Source organism: Commensalibacter sp. M0268, from assembly GCF_016101925.1.
GTDB lineage: Bacteria > Pseudomonadota > Alphaproteobacteria > Acetobacterales > Acetobacteraceae > Commensalibacter > Commensalibacter melissae.
On sequence record NZ_JACFPQ010000001.1, the window covers coordinates 513,606 to 528,456 of the forward strand.

The 14,851-nt window shown below is 36.5% G+C and carries 12 protein-coding genes; 7 read left to right on the forward strand and 5 right to left on the reverse strand.

All coding sequences use genetic code 11. The features are described 5' to 3' along the window. Nucleotides 1–14 precede the first annotated feature (14 nt). The 3 genes from H3R28_RS02275 (at nt 15) to proP (ending at nt 3,258) form a co-directional block, all read left to right on the forward strand. Nucleotides 15–1,148 (forward strand): DegT/DnrJ/EryC1/StrS aminotransferase family protein, encoded by a 1,134-nt coding sequence (locus H3R28_RS02275; RefSeq protein ID WP_198209025.1) that lies wholly within the window; start codon nt 15–17, stop codon nt 1,146–1,148. Between the two features lie 4 nt (nt 1,149–1,152). Further along, nucleotides 1,153–1,659, forward strand: coding sequence for a hypothetical protein (locus H3R28_RS02280; protein ID WP_198209023.1), 507 nt, complete (start codon nt 1,153–1,155; stop codon nt 1,657–1,659). A 96-nt stretch (nt 1,660–1,755) separates the two neighbouring features. Then, nucleotides 1,756–3,258 (forward strand): glycine betaine/L-proline transporter ProP, encoded by a 1,503-nt coding sequence (gene proP, locus H3R28_RS02285; RefSeq protein ID WP_122123726.1) that lies wholly within the window; start codon nt 1,756–1,758, stop codon nt 3,256–3,258. A 66-nt stretch (nt 3,259–3,324) separates the two neighbouring features. On the opposite strand, the gene H3R28_RS02290 is transcribed toward proP, so the two are convergent. Then, complete coding sequence (locus H3R28_RS02290; protein ID WP_198209021.1) at nt 3,325–5,214, reverse strand: ABC-F family ATP-binding cassette domain-containing protein; 1,890 nt, start codon at nt 5,212–5,214, stop codon at nt 3,325–3,327. A gap of 116 nt (nt 5,215–5,330) precedes the next feature. On the opposite strand from H3R28_RS02290, the gene ndk reads away from it, so the two are divergent. Continuing rightward, on the forward strand, nt 5,331–5,753 hold the full coding sequence (gene ndk / locus H3R28_RS02295; RefSeq protein ID WP_110438175.1) for a nucleoside-diphosphate kinase: 423 nt from the start codon (nt 5,331–5,333) through the stop codon (nt 5,751–5,753). 40 nt (nt 5,754–5,793) lie between these two features. Here ndk and purN read toward each other — a convergent pair whose 3' ends face one another. Both purN and purM read right to left on the reverse strand, forming a co-directional pair. After that, nucleotides 5,794–6,411: a phosphoribosylglycinamide formyltransferase gene (gene purN, locus H3R28_RS02300; protein ID WP_198209019.1), complete on the reverse strand. Its 618-nt coding sequence runs from the start codon at nt 6,409–6,411 to the stop codon at nt 5,794–5,796. Nucleotides 6,412–6,430: 19 nt separating this feature from the next. After that, the gene (purM, locus tag H3R28_RS02305; protein ID WP_198209017.1) at nt 6,431–7,546 is read right to left on the reverse strand and encodes a phosphoribosylformylglycinamidine cyclo-ligase; all 1,116 of its coding nucleotides are present in this window, start codon (nt 7,544–7,546) and stop codon (nt 6,431–6,433) included. A 109-nt stretch (nt 7,547–7,655) separates the two neighbouring features. Here purM and H3R28_RS02310 point away from each other — a divergent pair, with 109 nt between their 5' ends. The 3 genes from H3R28_RS02310 to H3R28_RS02320 all read left to right on the forward strand — a co-directional run bounded on the left by H3R28_RS02310 (nt 7,656) and on the right by H3R28_RS02320 (nt 12,259). After that, on the forward strand, nt 7,656–8,396 hold the full coding sequence (locus H3R28_RS02310) for a DnaA ATPase domain-containing protein (protein ID WP_198209015.1): 741 nt from the start codon (nt 7,656–7,658) through the stop codon (nt 8,394–8,396). Nucleotides 8,397–8,528: 132 nt separating this feature from the next. Next, complete coding sequence (locus H3R28_RS02315) at nt 8,529–10,724, forward strand: RNA degradosome polyphosphate kinase (protein ID WP_198209013.1); 2,196 nt, start codon at nt 8,529–8,531, stop codon at nt 10,722–10,724. 41 nt (nt 10,725–10,765) lie between these two features. After that, complete coding sequence (locus tag H3R28_RS02320) at nt 10,766–12,259, forward strand: Ppx/GppA family phosphatase (protein ID WP_198209011.1); 1,494 nt, start codon at nt 10,766–10,768, stop codon at nt 12,257–12,259. 331 nt (nt 12,260–12,590) lie between these two features. On the opposite strand, the gene H3R28_RS02325 is transcribed toward H3R28_RS02320, so the two are convergent. Further along, nucleotides 12,591–14,060, reverse strand: a complete 1,470-nt coding sequence (locus H3R28_RS02325) for a PepSY domain-containing protein (protein ID WP_198209009.1) — start codon at nt 14,058–14,060, stop codon at nt 12,591–12,593. A 173-nt stretch (nt 14,061–14,233) separates the two neighbouring features. Next, nucleotides 14,234–14,482, reverse strand: a complete 249-nt coding sequence (locus H3R28_RS02330; protein ID WP_198209007.1) for a hypothetical protein — start codon at nt 14,480–14,482, stop codon at nt 14,234–14,236. Nucleotides 14,483–14,851: the final 369 nt, after the last annotated feature.

The window sequence follows — 14,851 nt, forward strand, 5'->3', positions numbered from 1 at the left end:
TACTAGAGGTGAATATGAATGATCCGATATTATTTTTAGATTTGAACAAACAACAGGCACGTATAGGAAAGATTTTAAAAGATCGTATAGACAAGGTTTTTTCACATGGAAAGTTTATTTTAGGACCTGAAGTTCAGGAACTTGAAGATCGTTTGGCGGAATATGTCGGGGCTTCATATTGTATAGGGGTTTCATCTGGAACAGATGCAATCCAGATTGCGTTAATGGGTGAAAATGTTGGAAGAGGGGATGCTGTATTTTTACCTGCATTTACCTATACAGCAACAGCTGAGGTTCCATTATTGCTGGGTGCAACTCCCATTTTTGTTGATATTAATCCTGAAACTTTTCAAATTGATCCAATTAATCTCAAAAGTGCAATTGATAAGGTTAAAAAAGAAAATAAATTAAAACCTAAAGCCATTATTGGGGTAGATCTTTTTGGACAGCCTGCGCCATGGAATGAATTACGCCAGATTGCTAAAGATGAAAATTTATTTTTGTTGGATGATTGTGCTCAGTCCTTTGGTGGTCAATATCATGGAAAGAAACTGGGGAGTCAGGCAGATGCCACGATCACCTCATTTTTTCCATCCAAACCTTTTGGAGCCTATGGGGATGGTGGTGCAATTTTTACAAACAGTTTAGAAAAGTTTGAACTTTATCGCTCGTTGCGTTCGCATGGCGAAGGACAAACACGTTATCAGGTTTTGCGAACGGGAATAAATGGACGTTTGGATACGATACAGGCAGCGATATTATTGGCCAAATTCGGTTATCTTGAAGAGGAGCTTGTAAGAAGAGAAGAAATTGCAACTTTATACGATGCCGCGCTTTTGTCTTGTGTAAAAATACCCGATCGGGTATTAAATAGTAAAAGTGCCTGGGCAATTTATTCAATTCTATTAAGTGATGAAGCAGAACGCAAATTTGTACAAGATACGTTAAAGGCTGAAAATATTCCCTCGGCCATTTATTATCCCTTACCATTGCATTTACAACCTGCCTATCACTCCTATCATGATGGAACATATTTGTCAGTATCAGAGGAAGTTTCCAAACGGATTTTGGCATTACCTATTCATCCAGAACTTTCGAATGCTCAGGTTAACCGTGTTATTCAAGCAGTTTTAAAAGTAAAAAAATAAAAGAATGAGAAAGCAAAATATAATTTTAACCCTTGTATTAATCGTTTGTCTTACCATTGTGATGATTATATGGCTTTCGGTCAGGGATAAAATTCAACCTGTTACTTTTCCACCGATAGTCAATGCAGAACTTGTTGTTGGGCCCTTGCACAAAAAACGTAGTTTAACACCTTCAGAGCTTGAATCGGTTAAGAAATGGATAAAATCCAATCTAAAAGGTTGGGGACCATTACATCAGAACCCACCATCTACCGGGGATGTCGAAATTCAGTTTAATCGTGATCTGGACAAAAACTATTATATTAACAAGCCTGAACATGAAAAACCTCATCCTTTCACTTTGGTATTGTGGCTTGGGATCAGTCAGGCGGATTGGAATAACAAGATATTTTATGAAGTCATCAATGAGAGTGAAAGCAAGATATTTGTAAAAGATTGTAATGATAGTGCTTTTGATCCATTAAGAAAGCTTGTTGATCAATATGATTATGAAAGGACAGATTTTCCTTAAAATATTTAAATCTTGTTAAAATCAAAAAAATTAAAAATTTAAAAAATAAAAAAAATTGATTTATGAAGATAAATTATACTTTTGAAGGAAATATTAATGAGGCCAGCAAAAAAAATATATAAACCAATGAATATTAATGACATCACCATTATCGATGATGACAAATTAAAAAAAGCCATAACTGCAGCCGCACTTGGAAATGCAATGGAATGGTTCGATTTTGGGGTTTATGGATTTTTGGCCTTTGTATTGGGTAAGGTTTTTTTTCCTGATGCTTCACCAAGTGTTCAAATGATTGCCTCATTGGGGACTTTTTCTGTTCCTTTTCTTGTTCGTCCATTGGGGGGAATAGTTTGTGGTGTTTTGGGGGATCGATACGGAAGACAAAAAATCCTGGCGATAACTATAATCATAATGTCCTTGGGTACTTGTAGTATTGGATTAATCCCAAGTTATCAATCCATTGGTATTATGTCCCCGGTCTTATTATTGATTGCAAAGCTTGTACAGGGGTTTTCAGTAGGTGGAGAATATTCCGGTGCCGCAATTTTTGTCGCGGAATATTCCCCTGATCGTAAACGTGGATTAATGGGAAGTTGGCTTGATTTCGGATCCATCGCAGGGTTTGTAATTGGAGCTGGTGTTGTTGTTCTGATATCCAGCATGATTTCTGATGTGCAGTTTGAAAGATGGGGGTGGCGTATTCCTTTCTTTTTAGCCCTTCCTTTGGGAGCTATAGGATTATATTTGCGTCATGAATTGGAGGAAACACCAGCCTTTCAAAAGCATGTCGAGGATATGGAGGCTGAAAGTAAGGTAAACCTCAGAAATTCACCCAAGTTATCATATCGGGAAGTGGCCGGTAAATATTGGAAAAGTTTAATGATATGTGTTGGAATAGTAATTGTTACCAACGTGACGTATTATGTTCTTTTGACTTATATGCCAAGTTATCTTTCACATAATTTGCATTATTCAGAGAATCACGGCGTACTGATTATTATTGCCGTAATGGTTGGTATGTTATTTGTTCAGCCTATAATTGGAATGACAAGTGATAAAATTGGACGACGTCCTTTTATATTGGGGGGTAGCACTGGACTTTTTTTATTATCTTATCCTGCCTTTTTGATGATTCAAACCAATTCAGTCGGTTTTATATTTATTGGTTTATTAATTCTTGCCATATTATTGAATTGTTTTATTGGTGTAATGGCTTCAATCCTGCCAGCTATTTTTCCAACTCAAATTCGTTATAGCGCATTGGCGATTGCTTTTAATATTTCGATTTTAATCGCAGGCATGACACCAACAATTGTGGCATGGATGGTTGAAGCAACGCATAATTTAAATATGCCTGCATTTTATTTGATGGGTATTTCATTAATAGGACTGTGGACAGGAATACGAATGCCTGAAACGGCCAATAAACCCTTAAGAGGTGAAACACCAACAGCTTCCGATCGTAATGAGGCCAAAGAAATTTTATCAGAACATTTTGATACGATAGAGCAAAAAGTTGAGGAAATTGATGAAAAAATCGCAGATTTGGAACGACGTAGACAGATACTGATTGATCAACATCCTAAACTGGACTGATTCAATATGTTATTAACAGGCAATGATGAAATCATATTCATTGCCTGTTAGTATATTATAAATTATTTACAATTCTTTTTCAGTATTTTCCAGTTTATCTTGTAAAATAAGCCAATCTTCTTCGGCTTGATTTTTTCGTTTTTGATATTCAGCCAATTCTATTTGTAATTTTGTTATTTCTTCAGCTGATACATTTGAATAAAACTCTGGTTCAGCCATTTTTTGTTCAATTTTGAGATAGGCTTCACTATTTTTCTGAATAAGTAATTCAAGAGCCTTTATTTTATTTTTTAACGGTTGAAGTATTTTCCGTTTTTCCGCTCTTTCCTTGCGTGCTAATTTTTGAGATGAGCCAGTTTCTGTATTTTTTACAGATGAATCAAGAATACGTTTATTATCCGTTAGCCATTGACGGTAATCATTGATATCACCATCAAAAGATTCAACTGTACCATTATTAACCAACCAAAGCCGGTCAGCTATCAGTTCTATCAGACGTGGATCATGGGAAATAAGTATGACAGCTCCTTCAAAGGAGGATAATGCATGAATTAGGGATTCTTTGGCATCAAGATCCAAATGATTGGTAGGTTCATCAAGCAATAGGATATTGGGTTTATGACGTGTGATAAGAGCCAGAACAAGTCGAGCTTTTTCTCCACCAGACAAGGATTGAACAGGGGTATCAATTTGCTCGGTATTTAATCCAAATCGGGCAAGTTGCGCTCTCAATTCAGTGGGTGTGGCTTTTGGTAAAACCTTTTCAAGATGACTGAATGGGGTTTGACCAGGAATAAGTTCTTCTAATTGATGTTGAGCAAAATAACCAACAGAAAGTTTGGTGTGATTATGAATGCTACCTTCCATTGGTTTCAGACAACCTGCGATAAGTTTGATAAAGGTTGATTTACCGTTACCATTTGCACCCAAAAGGGCAATACGGTCATCTGGATCAATTCTTAATGTTAAATTGGAAAGTACAACATGATCGCCGTATCCAACCTTGACTTGATTAAGGGTAATTAATGGAGGCGGTAATTGTACAGGTTGGGGAAATTCGAAATGTATTGCCCTTTCCTCAACAATTTCTTCCAAAACAGGCAGTTTTTCAAGTGCTTTTAAGCGTGCTTGCGCTTGTCTGGCCTTGGTCGCCTTGGCACGAAAGCGATCGACAAAAGCTTGCATATGAGCACGTTTCGCGGCTATTTTTTCAGTTTCCCGATTTTGTTGAAGTATTTTTTCGTTATGTATTCTGATAAATTCATCATATCCTCCAACTGTCATGGACAATTTCTGATGATGAAGATGGGCAATGGCATCAACACATTCATTCAAAAGATTGCGATCATGGCTGACAATTATTGCACTGCCAGAAAAATTGTTGATCCAGGATTGCAACCACAAAGTCGCTTCTAAATCAAGATGATTGGTGGGTTCATCAAGGAGCAGTAAATCAGGATTTAAAAACAATGTGCTCGCTAGAGCAACTCGCATTCTCCATCCACCAGAAAAATCCGAAATAGGACGTTGTTGGTTTTCTGCACTAAAACCCAAACCTGCAAGAATGGTTGCTGCGCGAGCCGGAGCGCTGTCAGCTTGTATGGCTATTAGTCTTTCATGAATTTCAGCAAGTCGATACCCATCCCGTGTTGATTCAGCCTTATTTATGAGATACGTACGTTCTTTATCCGCAGAAAGCACTGTTTCAATTAATGATAAATTACCAGATGGTGTTTCCTGTTTAACCCGTGCCATTTTTATACGGTTTGATAAAAGGATCTCACCTCCATCAATTGATATATCTCCAGAAATTGCGGCTAGCAATGTTGATTTGCCTGTTCCATTTCGGCCAACCAGTCCAACTTTTTGCCCATTCTCAATGGTAAGGGAAGCATCTTCCAAGAGGGGGCGACCTAAAATTCGAAGGGTAAGGTGATTTATAACCAGCGTACTCACAAATCTGCCTGCAAAATATGATAAAAAAACTATCGACAAGATAAGAGAAATACTTCTATTTACCAATAGAGTATTTTTTCTCTGCAATATATTTACAGATTAAAGGAAATTTCAATATGACTTTACAAAGAACGCTGTCAATTTTAAAACCAGATGCAACACGTCGTAATTTGACTGGTAAAATCAACGCTTTAATTGAAGGGACGGGATTAAAAATCGTTGGACAAAAACGTATTCAGCTAAGCAAGCAGCAAGCTGAAGCTTTTTATTCAGTTCATAAAGAACGTCCTTTTTTCAATGATCTGGTTGAATTTATGATAAGTGGTCCTGTCGTGGTTCAGGTTTTGGAGGGCGAAAACGCTGTTCAAAAAAATCGTGATATCATGGGTGCAACAGATCCTAAAAAAGCTCAGGCACATACGATTCGTGCTCAATTTGCTGAATCAATTGAGGCCAATTCAGTTCATGGTTCTGATTCTGCCGAAAATGCAGCTATTGAAATTCGTTTCTTTTTTTCAGACATTGAAATCTGCGTATAAAACCAAAGGTTGGAGATCTTTATCTCCAACCTTTTTAAATTTATCCATTAATCAGGGTATCAGAAGTCGAATCAGCTTCAAATCCCAATAGAAAATTCTTTAAAACTCTTGGATAAAGAAGATGTTCTTGGTCCAATACACGTTTTGCCAAGGTGTTTTCTGTATCATCGGGAAGAACAGGAATTGCTGCCTGACCTAGAATAGGACCATCATCCATTTTTTCTGTTACGATATGAATGGTGCAACCATGTATCTTTACCCCTTTTTTAAGGGCTTTTTTATGGGTATCTAAACCAGGAAAAGCTGGTAAGAGACTTGGGTGAATATTTAGGATTTTACCTTTCCATTCATTGATCAAAAACGGGCTTAAAAGTCGCATATAACCTGCAAGACAGACTGTTGCAACATGATGGGCTTGAAGGGCCGCATTAATTTGGCGTTCATGAGCTTGTCTGTTATTGCCAAAATCATAGTCATCAATGACTTGAGTGGAAATTCCCGATTTGCGGGCGATTTCCAATCCTTCTGCATCTGGGTTATTACTAATGATCAACTCAATTGATGCTGGGAAAGAGGGCTTGGCACATGCATCAATAAGGGAACGCATATTTGAACCACGTCCGCTTATCATGATCGCTATACGTTTTTTCTTCGACATTTAAAGGGTTCCCACCTTGTTAATCAATTTCAGGAATAAAGGTAAAATCGGGTAGGTCGCTGAAGAATACCTGTTGATCATTATCGAGTTCTGTTTTTGGTTCAATTTGGCCAATGATATAGGCTTGGACATCGGTATCATTAAGTAGTTTATTCACGGCTTCAAAATCTGATGTGATCAATATCATACCAATACCGCAATTAAATACTTTCAGCATTTCCTCTGGTTGAACGTTGCCAGCGTGGGCCAGCCATGAAAATACTGGTGGCATGGGCCAGCTTTGTCCGTCAACAACAGCCACAAGATTGTCTGGTAAAATACGTGGAAGATTGCCGACAATTCCACCGCCTGTAATATGGGCAGCCCCGTTTAGAAGACCAGCCTCATGAAGTTTTAGTACAGGTTTTACATAAAGCTGTGTCGGGGCGAGTAATGCCTCTCCAAGAAACTGGTTGGGATCGAAAGGTGCCACATCTTCCCATGACAGGTTTTGGGCTTTTACGATTGAGCGTACCAACGAAAATCCGTTAGAATGAACACCATTTGATGTCAAAGCGATAATTTTATCACCGCTAGTGATATTTTTGGGTAAAATCTGATCTCTTTCAACTGCTCCAACGGCGAATCCGGCTAGATCATAATGCTTTTCCTTGTACATCCCTGGCATTTCCGCTGTTTCGCCACCAATTAAGGCACAGCCACTTGCTTCACAGGCCTTACTGATACTTTGTATGATACGTTGTGCCTGATCAAGCTCTAATTTTCCGGTAGCAAAATAATCGAGAAAAAACAAAGGTCTTGCACCTTGCACAACGATATCATTCACACACATTCCAACTAGATCAAATCCGATATTGTCGCACAGCCCTGTTTCGATTGCGGGCAAAAGCTTTGTTCCAACCCCATCGGTTCCTGAAACAAGAATTGGATCTTGATAGCCGGTTGCTTTTAAGTCAAATAACGCACCAAATCCGCCCAGACTACCCATAACACCATTATTATGAGTTTGGGAGACAACCGGTTTTATAGCTTCGATCAATGCATCCCCTGTGGCAATACTGACACCAGCATTTTCATAGGTGATTTCATCCTGCTGGTTATTTAGTTCTGTATTCTCAGAAAAATCTGACTTCATTATTAAGCAGCCTCTATTCTTGCTTTATAGGTTTATCTTGAAATGGTTATAGGATAATTTTACACCATAATAGGGTTTATAGGATAGATTGAATTTTGGTAAAGTAGTAATGCAGGAAAAAAATAAACAAAATTGTTTTTTTAATACGTCAAGGCAGCTCGCTTTACCCTTTACCTATCAGCCTCGTTTTATTTCTTCAGATTTTATAAATTCACCTTCAAATTTTGCTGCACGGACCTGGCTTGGGATCAGTAAAACAACCTACAATGTGCCAGATTGGCCAGATCGACGTTTGGCAATATGGGGAGATTCAGGAACAGGTAAAACGCATTTATTGCAAATATGGGCGGAAAGGGAACAGGCATTATATATTCCAGCTTCTGCTTTACAACAAACCTCTTCTGTATATTGGTCGGAAAAATTACAAAATAAAGAAATAAAAGCCATTGTTATAGATGATGCTGATCTAGTCACTGATTTTCATTCATTGTTGCATATTTTAAACATGACCAAAGAGTTGCGGATCGTAACTGTTTTAGGAGGGCGTTCCCCACCAGCTCGATGGGAAGTTGAGTTGCCCGATTTGGCTAGCCGATTACGGTCGATCATAGCGATTAAAATTGAACAACCTGAAGAGGAATTATTACGGCTTTTATTTCTTCGGTTAGTAGCTGACAGGCAATTGGTTATTCCAACGTCCATTATGGATATTATTCAGTTACGATTACCAAGAACAGCTTTTGCTGTACGTCAGTTTATTGAACGGTTAGATGAAATAACCCTTGTTGAACAGGGGGGAATGACCAGAAATCTGGTCACGAAAATTCTTGATGAATTGTCAATTTCATAATGAAATGGAAATAATATGTTATAATTAAACGTGATTTTGAATTATTTGAAAAAACTAGAGAAAATTGTGTTAAAATTGATAAATTAATAAAATAATTTTTAATGCAAATAATTCAGTATAAAGTAATATTACATGATCCAAAAAAATCGTAAAAATATATCGAATATCAATCATTTGACACAAAATAAAATTGCTGTGAAACAGTCGGGTCGCAAAATTAAGCAGCGAAACAGTATTCAGATATCTAATAATATCAAAATGGATTATGAGCGTTTTATTAATCGGGAATTATCATGGCTTGATTTTAACCAAAGGGTCGTAGAGGAAGCCGAAAACAAACATAATCCACTTTTGGAAAGAGTACGTTTTTTATCCATTAGTGCAAGCAATCTTGATGAATTTTATTCCGTACGTGTTGCGGGACTGACCGGTCAAGTGAGAGAGGGGTTGATAGCACTTTCTCCTGATGGTTTAACACCTGCAGAACAATTAGTTGCCATTCAGGAAAGGGTTAAGGGACTATTTAGTGACCAGCAACGGATCTATCATGAACTTATAAAATTATTGAGTGACTCAGGTATCATTGTTTGTAAGGCAGAAGAGTTGAACAAGGAAGATCTGGCCTGGTTACATCAATTTTTTATGGAGCGTATTTTTCCAATCCTGACCCCTATTGCCTTGGATCCTGCCCATCCCATTCCATTTATACCGAATTTAAATCTCGCAATTGCTTTAAGATTGATTAGCCAAAATAGCAGCCGCAAATATGTGATGATTTTATTGCCGTCGCAGCTGTTGCGTTTTATACCTTTGCCTTTATCGTTATGTAGCAATAAAATTCAAAGGTTTGTTTTATTGGAGGATTTGGTTAGGATATTTATTTCATCGATCTTTCCTGGATACAAAATTGCGAATTATGGCTTGTTACGCGTTATTCGTGATACAGATGTCGAATTTGAAGAAGAAGCGGAGGATCTGGTGAGATCCTATGAAACAGCCTTGAAAAGAAGAAGACGCGGGGTTGTGATTCATTTGGATATCGATGAACATTTCCCTCCAAAACTTGGTGAAATAGTTGCCCATGCTCTTGAAGTGCCTCCGGAAGAGGTGACGGTTCATAAGGGAATACTGGGATTGGTGGATGTTAAGCAACTCATTGTTGATAACAGGCCAGATCTCCTTTTTCCATATTATTCACCTCATCTTCCCGCGCGTATTCGGGAAAGTGCCGGGGACTGTTTTGCCCTGTTACGCTCAAAAGATTTGTTGGCATACCATCCTTTCGAGAGTTTTGATGTTGTGATTCAGTTTTTGCGTCAGGCGGCTCAAGACCCTCAGGTTTTAGCCATTAAACAAACTTTATATCGAACATCCCGGGACAGTCCCATTGTCAAAGCTTTAATTGAGGCGGCAGAAAATGGAATTTCCGTAACAGCCATTGTTGAATTAAGGGCTCGTTTTGATGAAGAAGCCAATATTCGTCTTTCACGGGATTTGGAGGCAGCCGGTGTGCAGGTTGTTTTCGGTTTTGCCGATTGGAAGACCCATGCAAAATTGAGTCTTGTTGTTCGAAGAGAGGGGGGAAACATACGCTCTTATGCCCATTTTGGCACTGGCAATTATCATCCGATTACAGCAAAAATTTATACTGATTTATCCTATTTTACCTGTAATGCCGAATTAACGCGTGATGCGGCCAAATTATTTAATTATGTCACGGGATATGCACGTCCTGACAAAATGGAAAAAATTGCGTTTTCGCCTCTAACCATCCGTAAAACCTTAAATGAATTGATTGATGATGAAATTGCTTTCGTAAATGCAGGCAAACCGGGTGCGATTTGGCTTAAAATGAATTCTCTTGTGGATCCACAATTAATTGACAAATTATATGAGGCGTCTTGTGCAGGTGTAAAAATAAATATAATTGTTCGAGGAATTTGCTGTCTTCGTCCGGGTATCAAAAATCTTTCTGAAAATATATTTGTCAAATCAATTGTTGGCCGTTTTCTTGAACATGCCAGAGTTTTTGTATTTGGAAACGGGTACGAGCTTCCTTCAAGATCGGCTAAAGTCTATATGTCTTCTGCAGATTGGATGGAAAGAAATATGGATCGTCGGATCGAGGAAATGATACCTATCTTGCCAGAAGATATTCATTATAAAATTTTAAATCAGTTAATGGTTGCAAATCTGAAAGACAATATGCAGTCTTGGCAATTGGGGAGGGATAAAAAATGGAAACGTCTTGAATCTTCGGAACCTCCTTTTTCCGCACATAACTATTTTATGGAGAATCCCTCGTTGGATACAAGGCCTTTGGATTAGACTATAATCTATTATAATTTTTTGCCTCAAAGGAAATAATAATGATCCATTCCTCTTCCTCAATACGATCAGCAATTGTTGATTTGGGCTCGAATTCCGTTCGTTTAGTTGTTTTTGAAGGAAGGGAGCGTAATCCCGTAATTATCTTTAATGAAAAAGCCACACTTAGATTGGGAAGCGGGTTGGAAAAAACAGGTAAACTCAATCCGCAAGGTGTCTTGTTAGCTGAAGATGTTTTTAAAAGGTTTTATGCAATTGCCACGACAATGAAGGCATATCCATTTGTTGTCCTAGCGACTGCAGCGGTTAGAGATGCAGATGATGGACATGAATTTTTAAAAAAATTGCATAAATGGATGCCTTGTGTACCTGTTCAAATATTGACTGGCGAACAGGAGGCAGATTATGCCGCTGCGGGTGTAATGTGCAGTATTCCGAATGCGGACGGTGTTGTTGCGGATATTGGTGGTGGCTCTATGGAGCTGGTGCAAATTTCAAATCAGCAGCGATATAATGCACAAACCTTGTCTTTGGGTGTTATTCGCCTGATGGATCGTGCAGGCAAGAAAATTCCAAAAGCGAATGTTATTGCGGGTAGGGATATAAAATCGGTTAAATGGTTGCATGAATCCAAAAAGAAAAAATTATATTTGGTCGGTGGCGCTTTTCGAGCAATGGCACAATTATATATGGAATACACTTCTTATCCGATTTGTATCGTTCATTATTATACGCTTTCTTATAGTGAAGCAAAAATTCTTGTGGATTGGATTTTACTTAAGCTAAAAGATGGAAATTTAAATACACAGGCCTTAATTCATAAAAGGTTAAACGATTTACCATATGCCGCCACGGTGTTGAAACAGTTATTAATGATTTTGAAACCGTCAAAAATTATTTTTTGCGCAGAGGGGGTTCGGGAAGGTTGGTATATGCGAAATGTTATTGCCGAAAATAATCGTAATCAAAACCCACAAGAAGCTGCAGCTTTAGATATTTGTAAACGATTGGGTCGTGTACAGGAATTTCCTTCCGCTCTGATCAAGTGGACAGATTCACTTTTTAATAATGAAGATCAGGATATGCAGCAAAAACGTTGGGTAGCCTGTATGATTTCTGATTGTGGTTGTCATGACCATCCAGCCTATCGTAAAGAGCAGGCTTATTATCGTATTTTACGAATGGCCGGCATGGCGTTTGACCATCAGTTGCGAGCCTTCTTGGCTTTGACAATTGCGATACGTTATGATGCCACCATGAATGATAAATTCCTGTCTGCTTCCAAGAAAATTCTTTCTCCTAAACATTATGAACAGGCCGTGATATTGGGACTGGCATTTCGATTGGCATATACATTATCAGGAAATCTTCCCAACCTTTTGTTGAGAACACGGTTAAAAGTTGGGAAAAAGAAACTTACATTATATTATTATCATCATCTGGATGCTGTTATCAGTGAGACAGTCTCACGCCGTTTGTCCCGATTAGGTCAATTGATGGGTCTTGATACGAAATTACTGCCTGACCGTAAATGAATAAATTTATATAGATGCTTGCCTGACTATGAATCAAATATAGAATGAAATTTGTCATTCCATTTTAAAAAAAATTGAGGAAAGTAACTTATCACGATAGTGACCGCAAGCGCATTGATGGAAGTCAGGTTGACCCCAATTATCCAGCCTATCTTCCTCCAACATAAATGACAAAGTATAAAGCTGCAAAATATAAGCAACACACTGATAATTTTATAATAATATTTTATTTGTTCGTTTGAATACTGGTTTGGTAGTTTATCTTGAAATTTCTTCAGACTGCCAGCAAAAACGAATATGCCAAGAATATTTAACGTTATAATAAGTATGATCATGATAGATAAGATTTTTTATTTAAATATGAGCAAAACAATAATGAAACAATACCTAAAATAAAAACTGTGCCATCCATTTTTATAAAAAGGAAATTTCCATTCAGTAACGAGGCTTTTATCAGGATATTATTGAATAACAGATCCACAATAGGAAGAAGTAGACAGAGATAGCTGAATATTGTCATTAATTTTTTTAAGGCATGATTTGTATAGTTAAAATATGCTGATAAAAAACCGTAAATGCAGACAAGAAGACATATTGTGAAAAATAAAAAAATTTCATTATGGATTCTGTTTGGAAAATCAAAGGGAATAAATCGATTGATCCATAAAAGGGATATGAATCCTATAAGAGTTCCCATAATGACGCTAGTATTAATTCCTTCAATTGTTTTATATCCAATATAGGTTATTTTGTTTGTAAAAAGTTTATTTTTATGGCGATTAGAATAATATAAAAGACCAAAAGCTATGCAAAACGCACTGCCCAATCCTAATATAAAATTGATAGTTCTGAATATGGCTCCACCTGCCCTGGCCATATGAATGCCAAAAATAACTTTTTCAGGATAACCAAACATGGGGGATAAGGAAGAATGTGATGTTAATTTTCCTGTAGTTTTATCAAAACCGACTAGATTTTTAAAACTGGTTAGATGACTATTGTTCGCTTCACTTATTTTTATTTCTTTAGGAGTAAAAAAAATGAATCCTGCAGGATTATTAAAATAACGTTCAGTTTCATTAATTAAATTGAGTAAATTTTGTTTAGATAATGTGTTCAGATTGTCTTTATATATATTTTCAGGTTTTGATTGAGGATGAGGAGAAGGTAGATAATGAGGAATGATGAATAAAAAACCGCTTAATGCTATTATAAAAAGAAATGGCAAGAAAATTATTCCAATGGACGTATGATAATTAAGTTGTTGTCGAAGGGGGGCAGCCTTGACCTGAAGGTTAAAAAGCATTTTGATAAAGGGTTTATAATGTAAAATCACACCAGTAATGATTGAAAGAATAAAGAAAAAAGCGACAATAAGTAAAATAAATTGTCCATATCTAGGATTCATATATAGTTTTTTATGAATGGAAACGATAAATGAAGCGCCTGCTGTATTTCGGACTGGAATAATATTCCCTTCATGAGGGTCAAGAACAATATTGCGTTTTATATTGTCCTTTAAATAGGAAACATATAGATAGGGATCGCGAGAAGAGGGAAGTTTAATTAAATTTTTGGGCATATTTTGGCTATATGTCCAAATTTTGTAGGCATTATTCAGTGCCTTGGAGGAAAGGGGGGCCGGTTTGACCCGTGCAAGTTCTGGCCGCATCCATTGATTGATTTCACTATCAAATAAGGTTAGGCTGCCTGAAATAATAATTATAAAAAGAAACCATCCACCTGCCAGCCCTATCCAGCGATGAATGGATTTTATCAAGAATAAAGTTTTTTGATGCATAATATGATTTGTAACGCTTAATGATAATAATTATTATTATCAGAAATAATAAAAAAGCAATAGTCTTGACATTATTATAGAGGAATTTAAATTTTTTATATATAAATAATAATTATAATAATAATGAAACATTTATATATAAAAAAGAATTCAGATGGCTGATAAGTAATAAGTTAGGTATTTTCAACAATTGTGATGGAAGCCTCGGGAACTCTTTGCAATTGGATAATATCCTTGTCTATATTTTCAAGAGATGTTGTGTCTGTATTATTGATTTGTCTTATGGCATGAAAATTGATGCGTGAATTTTTAAGGGAATATCTTATTTTTATGACCTTCCATAGTTGATCAAGATAAAAAATGATATTTCCACAATTAATGTTTTGTACGGGGATATCTCTTACATTTATTTTAGAAGGCATAGTATTTCCTATCATAGTGTAAGTATAAGATTTGTGTTTTGTTTTATAAAGGTTGTTTGTAGTTTTAATTTAGTTATATTTGTTTTCTTTTAATAAAGGTATTTATTTAATAAAATTAAAGAGTATATTTGAATATTTTAAATAAAATGAGTAGATAAAAATATCAGCAAAATCTATTGTAATTTTTAGAAACAAAATTTTTTATTTTAATTGAAATGGGTTATTTTATTTAGAAAATATTATAACTTGTAAAAAACTGTAGAATTTAAGTTATGACAGTAGAGATGGCTCTTGGAATATTCCCGTTATTTGTTTATGGATTATTAGTCGTAATAATGATCTTGATAATTATTTTTCAATTTTTTTTAA

What these genes read in the sequence shown, in the direction of transcription:
- H3R28_RS02275 (WP_198209025.1), top strand. Translation starts at nt 15, where the DNA reads ATGAATGATCCGATATTATTTTTAGATTTGAACAAACAACAGGCACGT.
- H3R28_RS02280 (WP_198209023.1), top strand. Translation starts at nt 1,153, where the DNA reads ATGAGAAAGCAAAATATAATTTTAACCCTTGTATTAATCGTTTGTCTT.
- proP (WP_122123726.1), top strand. Translation starts at nt 1,756, where the DNA reads ATGAGGCCAGCAAAAAAAATATATAAACCAATGAATATTAATGACATC.
- ndk (WP_110438175.1), top strand. Translation starts at nt 5,331, where the DNA reads ATGACTTTACAAAGAACGCTGTCAATTTTAAAACCAGATGCAACACGT.
- purN (WP_198209019.1), bottom strand. Translation starts at nt 6,411, where the DNA reads ATGTCGAAGAAAAAACGTATAGCGATCATGATAAGCGGACGTGGTTCA.
- purM (WP_198209017.1), bottom strand. Translation starts at nt 7,546, where the DNA reads ATGAAGTCAGATTTTTCTGAGAATACAGAACTAAATAACCAGCAGGAT.
- H3R28_RS02310 (WP_198209015.1), top strand. Translation starts at nt 7,656, where the DNA reads ATGCAGGAAAAAAATAAACAAAATTGTTTTTTTAATACGTCAAGGCAG.
- H3R28_RS02315 (WP_198209013.1), top strand. Translation starts at nt 8,529, where the DNA reads ATGATCCAAAAAAATCGTAAAAATATATCGAATATCAATCATTTGACA.
- H3R28_RS02320 (WP_198209011.1), top strand. Translation starts at nt 10,766, where the DNA reads ATGATCCATTCCTCTTCCTCAATACGATCAGCAATTGTTGATTTGGGC.
- H3R28_RS02325 (WP_198209009.1), bottom strand. Translation starts at nt 14,060, where the DNA reads ATGCATCAAAAAACTTTATTCTTGATAAAATCCATTCATCGCTGGATA.
- H3R28_RS02330 (WP_198209007.1), bottom strand. Translation starts at nt 14,482, where the DNA reads ATGCCTTCTAAAATAAATGTAAGAGATATCCCCGTACAAAACATTAAT.